The following is a 6,349-nucleotide window of genomic DNA, read 5'->3' on the forward strand; positions in this document are numbered from 1 at the left end:
TGGCCGGGCGTGCCCAACCTGGGCGACATCACGACCGTCGACTGGTCCACCGCGCCCCGGGTGTGCGTCCTGACGGCAGGTTTCCCCTGTCAAAGACGTCTCGGTCGCCGGCCACCGGGCCGGACTCAACGCCCAGACCCGCTCGGGGCTTTGGCTGCACGTCGCCCGTGCGGTCGAGGCCCTCCGTCCCTGCCTGGTTGTGATCGAGAATGTGCGCGGCCTCCTCACCTCCCCCGCCGGTTCCCCTGGCGACGTGGAACCCTGCCCGTGGTGTCTGGGAGACACCACAGGTCAGCCTCCTCTGCGGGCACTCGGTGCCGTACTCGGATCCCTGGCCGATCTCCGGTACGACGCGAAGTGGCTCGTGCTTCGCGCCTCCGACATCGGGGCCCCGCACCGCCGCGAGCGGACCTTCCTCGCCGCCTGGCCCACCGGACACCTTGCTCAAGACGCCGACCAGCAACATCGGCAAGAACGGCGGCTCCCAACACCCTTCCAAGAGGAAGGACGGGGGCCACGGCCCGAACCTGGCCGACGAGGTCGAGTGGCTCCTGCAACCGACACCGAAGGCGTCGGACAGGATCAAGGGCTCGCCCAACCAGCGGCACGGCAACGGGGACATGACCCTGCCCAGCGCAGCCGCGTCGCTGCTGCCCATGCCGAGGGCCAGCGACACGGCCCCGGGTCGCCTCCCTGGCAAGGGGTGGCGTCCTCCCTTGTCAGCGGTGGTCCTCCCGCTCTGGACGGAGTCGACCCCTCCGGCCGAGGAGCAGACCGGCGATGGGGAGCGTACGCCGCCGCCATCGCCCGATGGGAGAGGGCCACCCGCCCCGCACCGGCCCCCACCGACGCGGCCGGGCGGCTCCGCGCCGACTTCGTCGAGTGGATGCAGGGCCTGGACACCGGCTGGGTCACCGCCACCCCGGGGCTCGGACGCCCGGCGCAGCTCACCGCGCTCGGCAACGGCGTCGTCCCCCAACAGGCTTCGCGCGCACTGCAGTTGCTGGCACCGCCCTTTCCGCGCTGCCCTCGTTGCGCAGGCGGGTAGCGCCCCACTACCGGGTCTTCTCGGCAGGACCAAACCGCGGATTCTCCGGATCCTCTCGGGCATGTCGCCGTCTCACAGATGGAGAACGCCCGCATGTCCGACACCAGCCCGACCACCCCCGACCCGGAGCCGTTCCGTGTCCCCGACGGGGACCTCGACGACCTCGCCAGCACCCTCGCCAAGACCATGGCCGAGGTAAGGCGGCACGGCGTCATCCTCGACCGCCTCGGCTCCGAACCCGATCCCGCACCCGCTGCCAGCCAGCAGGCGGACGGCGCTTCGGCAGCCGGGGCGGCCGACCCCAAACAGATCGACGGCCCCGCCTCGGTGTTCATCCTCGCCCTGGGCGGCGAGGCGTACGCAGTCGAACTCACCGCCCTCAGCGACTGGGTGAACTACCTCTTCCTCCCGGTCTACGGCCGGGAGATCAGCACGACTCGGCCGTGGTGCGCCCAGTGGCACGAGCACCTGGAGGCCGTCGCCCGGCTCCACGCGCTCTGGCTCGCGTGGCAGCAGTTCACCGATACGGAGGCCGGCTTGTCCGGTCCGTCGACCTGGCACCGCGACCACCTGGACCAGACGCTGGCGCACCTGCGTGCCCCCGACGGCCCCTTCGCGGCCTGCGCGACCAGCGCCAACCGGCTCAACCATCGCGTGCTGGCCACCCCGGCGCCCGAGCAGTCAGGGGTGGCGGCGTGAACGACGCCTTCGATCTCGACCTCGACGGACTCGCGCCCGCCGATGACGCCTCCGAGGAGGAGATGGACAGGTTCTGGTTCAGTGACCTGACGGCCCTGGCCCAGCACCACTCCACTCCCAACGGCTCGCACAGCTTCGTCCTCGCCCACGACCGATCGCTCACGTGGGGAATCCCCGGCTCGCCACAGCTCGTTGCGATCACGGTCGCGCGGGACCTCAGCCAGTCCACGTTCACGCTGGAGACGAGCCACCACGCCACAGCGTCCTTCGCCCAGAGCTGGCTCGTCGAACGAGGCTGCCCGCCCGAACGCATCGCTCTGGTCGGCGGCGACTACGTCAAGCCCGCCGACGACCTCACTGTTCAGGTGGAACAGCAGATCCGGGAGTCGGGCACTCGCTACAAGGTCCTCGACACCCACACCTCGGACTTCAACCCGAGCGAGACCTGGACGCTGACCCGCGACTCCAGCGCCGGTCAGGCACCGATTCGTGTCTTCCACGAAGAGTGGGACCACGATGCCGGCACCTACTCGATGCGCGAGGGCGCCTTCGCGGATGTGGGTGCTGCCCGCTCCTGGCTCGACGACCGCAGCGGCTCGCTGCCGGAACCGCCGGAGTACAGCGATAGCAACGGCGCCGTCGTCCGGGCCCGCATCGCCCGCATCGCCCTCTCCCGGTCGGCCGGCGCGTCCACGACGCCGAAGGCCAGCGTCGACACCCCACGCCCCGCCCCGACGGGACCGGGCCAGCGTCCGGTACAGGGGAGGCTGCTGTGAGCCGCGCCCTCTTTGCCTTCGCCGCACACCCCGACGCCATCGCCGACCTGCGTCAACTTCCCGACGAGATACGCAACTTGGCGCTGCTGGAGCTGCAGAACCTGGTCCACGGCAGCGACGACTGCCTGGCCTTGAAGGGCCGCCTCGCCGGCTTCCACAAGGTCTACGTCGACCCCTCCGTCGCCTACCGGATGGTCATCCAGTTCCGACCCGCTCCCCCGACCTCGACCCACAAGCGCGAGATCTACCTCGTCGCCGCCGGGAGCCGCAAGGACTACGCGGTCTACCGCTCGGCCCACCTGCGCACCAGCCCCCAGCAAGACGTCGAGACCAACTCCGCCACCGAGGCGCGCGTGCGGGCCGCACGGTCCCGGTCGTCGCTCGCCCTCGACCGACCGACAGCGGGCCCGGCAAGTCCTCCAGCAGCAGCCCCACTTCCGGCTGCCACTCCCCGAAAGGTTCCCCAACGATGACCGCCGACCGCGCCCCCTGACCCGTACCGAACTGGCGGACCTTCTCACCAATGCCGCGCAGAGCGTCTCCTGCATCCTCACCGCCGAGTTCCCGACGGCCCCCAGCCGCTCCTACCTGCACCCCATCCTGGGCGCACTGGCGGCCGGGCCCCAGGTGATCGGCAAGCTGAACGACCGCCTCGAAGGGCTGTCAGCACGAAGCCCCGGGCCGGGGCTTCGTGCTGGCCTTGCTCTCCGAGCGTTGTCAGGCTGGAGGTCGAGCGCGCCTGGCAGTTGCGGGTGTGCGCATGTTGTGCGGATCCGCAGGTGAAATGACATGGGCACGGAAAGCTGAGCGTAAGGTATCGCTTCGATTCGACCATGATCATCTGCAAGCTATGCGGAAAACTCAAGACGGGGGCGTTGCTGTGCTGCGCAACGGGGGAACTTCGAGGCGGCCCAGGACTGTTGTCGCAGTGGCGGCCATGATGCTGGGGCTGCTTGTGGCGGGCTGCCAGTCACCTGCTCCAGATGGCCAAGCATCCGACGACAAGGCATCGGCGCCGAGGACAGCACCCCTGGGGGGCGTCAAGCTACAGAAGGCGGGGGCCCGGCTCGCGCTACGCAGCGCCATCTCGCCCCGCACCACGGCCGATTGCAGTGACACTGCGGGGGGCAAGAGCAGAGCGGCCAACTGCATCAGCTTCGATACCAAGGCCACGCCCACCGACAGCCATGACATCGAGACGAAGACGGTCACCGCGGCCTCGGACGGCGCTTGCGCCCTCACCCGCCCAGGTCAGAGTTACTACCTGCGCCAGAACTACTGCTACCGCGACACCACCATGACGTACACGCAGATCAACACGCGTACTGGACGCCCCTTGGGCACGGGCACGTTCAAGGTGTCAGGTTCCATCCAGCTCAGCTCAACCCAGGCGACCTGGACCGAAAACGTCACCGTCGCCATGATCAAGGGCTCCCGTGCCGTGCGCAGCCTCAACATTGGCCTCAGCGGCACCTGCTCGGGCTCTTGCACGATGGTCAAGAAGTCCGCTTGGAGCGGAGCGAAGACACTGCGCCCCGGTGGCCGGGCGGCGACCGGTTCGATGACATACCGTCTGGACCCGGCCAAGGGTGAGTCCCTCAAGACCACCGTCGGCACCCGCATACATGTCAACCAGCGGGGCGATCTGCCCATCCGGCCCAACATCAGCTGGAACCAGGAGCACATGATCCGCTGCGACCGCGCCGTCGGCGCCGGTGCCGGGTGCGTGTACCCCTCCGTCAAGGCGCGATTCGAGCTCTCCGCGGCCAAGTACAAGGCAGCCGCGTTCACCTACGCATGGGCGATCGATTACATGACCGGCCAGAATTGGGGCAAGGGCCTGCGGCGGATGGCGGACGAGAAAATCGCTGATACCTGGCGCAAGCGCATCTGCCGCAGCGGCCCTTCGCCCTTCAAGCGCATGCCTCAAGTGGTGCCGAACGACTCCTGCGATGAGTTCCCGTTCGCCAGCACCTACGAGAGCGGCGGCAGCAAGACCATCAACAGCAAGTGCGCCGACGTCATCCCGAAGTGGGAGAACGGCGACTGGATCATGTACCCCGAGAGCACGAACAAGCCCGTCCGCAGAGACGCCCCCTGCGTACGCAGCCATGTCACCAGGCCCGACTGAGCTTGTTCCGCTTTGACGGACACTATCGGTGTGGTGGTCAGGCCGCGAGGGCGGTCTCGTAGTCGGCGGGACTGCGGTAGCCGAGGCTGCTGTGCAGTCGGTGCAAGTTGTACCAGCCTTCGATGAAGTCGAAGATCGCGGTGCGGGCACCGGCCCGGCTGGGCCAGGCGGTGGTGCCGAGCATTTCGCGTTTGATGGTGGCGAAAAAGGACTCGGCGAGCGCGTTGTCCCAGCATTGTCCGGTGCGGCCGACAGATAGGCGGATGCCCAACTCATCGGCAAGAGAGGCGAATTGCTGGCTGGTGTATTGGCAGCCGCGATCCGAGTGGAAGATCACCGGATGGACCGGGCGACGCTGCCGAAAGGCCATTTTGAGAGCGTCGGCGACCAGGTCGGTCCGCAGGTGATCGGCGGTTGCCCAGCCGACCACCCGCCGCGAGGCGATGTCGATGACCGTGGCCAAATAGAGCCAGCCCTCTTCGGTCGGGACGTAGGTGATGTCGCCGCACCAACGGGTATCGAGCCCTGAGGCGTCGGGGGCGAAGTCTCGGACCACGAGGTCAGGCCGGACGGCGGCTTGTGGATCAGGAATCGTGGTCGGGTGCCGTCGTCTGCGGTGCCGTCCCTCGAGTCCGGCCGCCCGCATCAGCCGGGCAACCCGGCGGCGGCTGCAGTCAGCGCCTTCCTGCTTGAGCACGGCATGGACGCGCGGGGCTCCGTAAGTTCCGCGTGAACGCTCGTGGACTGCGGTGATCTGCTGGGTCAGCTCGGCATCGCGGACCGCGCGGGGACCGGGCTTGCCGCTGCGGCGGGCATAGAAGGCGGTGCGGGAGACCTTGAGCAGTTCACATGCGCGCTTGACGTTGTGACCGTCCTGCTTCTCCGCCTCGATGAACGGATGCACCGTCACCGGGTCTCCTTCGCGAAGAAAGCCGTGGCCCGCTTGAGGATGTCGACGTCCTCGCGCAGACGGCGGTTCTCCCGCCGCAGCGCGGCCAACTCCTCGCGTTCGCTGCTGGTCAGCCCGTCCTTCTCGCCGGCGTCGACCTCGGCCTGGCTGACCCACAGCCGCACCGCGGTCTCGGTCAGGTCGAAGTCCTTGGCGATCTGGCCGACCGAGCGGTCACCACGCCGACACAGCTCGACGATCTCAGCCTTGAACTCCGGCGCGAACGAGCGGCGAGGGCGTGGCTTCTTCTTCCCCATGCTCTCCATGATGGACATCCTTCCGGGGCAGGGCCCCTGATCTCAGAGGTCGTTAAGTCCGTTTCTGGTAGCGGCCTCGTCCGGGTTGGGTGAGGAAGCCTTGGCGGGTGAGGCGTCCGAGGCGGCTGCGCGTGACGTTCATGACCGGGTCGTCGGTGGGCATGCCGAGGAGTTCGTGTAGTTCACGGACCCGGAATGCCTGGTCGGGGTGCTGGTTGAAGGCGTTCACGATGGCTTGGTAGGCAGTGCTCGACTCGGGCGGATCGAGCTCGCCTCCGCCGCCGGTCGGCGCGAGTTCGGCGATGACCTTTCGGGCGGTGGTCAGCTCCGCGAGCCGTGCTTCGGTCTCGGCGAGTGCGCCGGTCAAGTCCTCTATCTGACCGCGGAGTTCATCAGCCCGCGCAACGGCTTCGTCGTGGCGGGCCTGGAGATCCGTCAGGAACTCGGTGATGTTCACGCGGCCGCCTGAAAGGTGTCGCGCCAGGTCGG

Annotated in this window: 8 protein-coding genes and 1 pseudogene; 6 read left to right on the plus strand and 3 right to left on the minus strand. The window is 68.4% G+C overall.

Annotated elements, in window-relative coordinates; translation table 11 throughout:
• Nucleotides 1-151: 151 nt before the first annotated feature.
• The 6 genes and pseudogenes from RCO28_RS16735 to RCO28_RS16760 form a co-directional block, all read left to right on the plus strand.
• Nucleotides 152-379, plus strand: a pseudogene (locus RCO28_RS16735) (C-5 cytosine-specific DNA methylase); the annotation flags it as partial.
• A gap of 324 nt (nt 380-703) precedes the next feature.
• Nucleotides 704-1,048: a hypothetical protein gene (locus tag RCO28_RS16740; RefSeq protein WP_308941922.1), complete on the plus strand. Its 345-nt coding sequence runs from the start codon at nt 704-706 to the stop codon at nt 1,046-1,048.
• 93 nt (nt 1,049-1,141) lie between these two features.
• On the plus strand, nt 1,142-1,747 hold the full coding sequence (locus RCO28_RS16745; protein WP_308941923.1) for a DUF4913 domain-containing protein: 606 nt from the start codon (nt 1,142-1,144) through the stop codon (nt 1,745-1,747).
• On the plus strand, nt 1,744-2,523 hold the full coding sequence (locus tag RCO28_RS16750; protein WP_308941924.1) for a glycosyl hydrolase: 780 nt from the start codon (nt 1,744-1,746) through the stop codon (nt 2,521-2,523). Before RCO28_RS16745 ends, RCO28_RS16750 begins: the two co-directional genes overlap by 4 nt.
• A complete protein-coding gene (locus RCO28_RS16755; RefSeq protein ID WP_308941925.1) occupies nt 2,520-2,996 on the plus strand; it encodes a hypothetical protein in 477 nt (158 codons plus the stop codon). The genes RCO28_RS16750 and RCO28_RS16755 overlap by 4 nt, the downstream gene beginning before the upstream one ends.
• 455 nt (nt 2,997-3,451) lie before the next feature.
• Nucleotides 3,452-4,654 carry a hypothetical protein gene (locus tag RCO28_RS16760; RefSeq protein WP_308941926.1) on the plus strand — a complete coding sequence of 401 codons (1,203 nt, stop codon included), beginning with the start codon at nt 3,452-3,454 and terminating at the stop codon, nt 4,652-4,654.
• 37 nt (nt 4,655-4,691) lie between these two features.
• Here the strand turns inward: RCO28_RS16760 and RCO28_RS16765 are convergent, their stop codons facing one another.
• The 3 genes from RCO28_RS16765 to RCO28_RS16775 form a co-directional block, all read right to left on the minus strand.
• A complete protein-coding gene (locus tag RCO28_RS16765; protein WP_308941927.1) occupies nt 4,692-5,564 on the minus strand; it encodes an IS3 family transposase in 873 nt (290 codons plus the stop codon).
• Nucleotides 5,561-5,869, minus strand: coding sequence for a transposase (locus RCO28_RS16770; RefSeq protein ID WP_374991175.1), 309 nt, complete (start codon nt 5,867-5,869; stop codon nt 5,561-5,563). The genes RCO28_RS16765 and RCO28_RS16770 overlap by 4 nt, the downstream gene beginning before the upstream one ends.
• A gap of 43 nt (nt 5,870-5,912) precedes the next feature.
• A partial coding sequence (locus RCO28_RS16775) for a hypothetical protein (RefSeq protein WP_308941928.1) occupies nt 5,913-6,349 on the minus strand: 437 nt, incomplete at its 5' end.

The sequence above is a fragment of the Streptomyces sp. LHD-70 genome (genome assembly GCF_031157275.1).
In the GTDB taxonomy this organism is placed as follows: Bacteria; Actinomycetota; Actinomycetes; order Streptomycetales; family Streptomycetaceae; genus Streptomyces.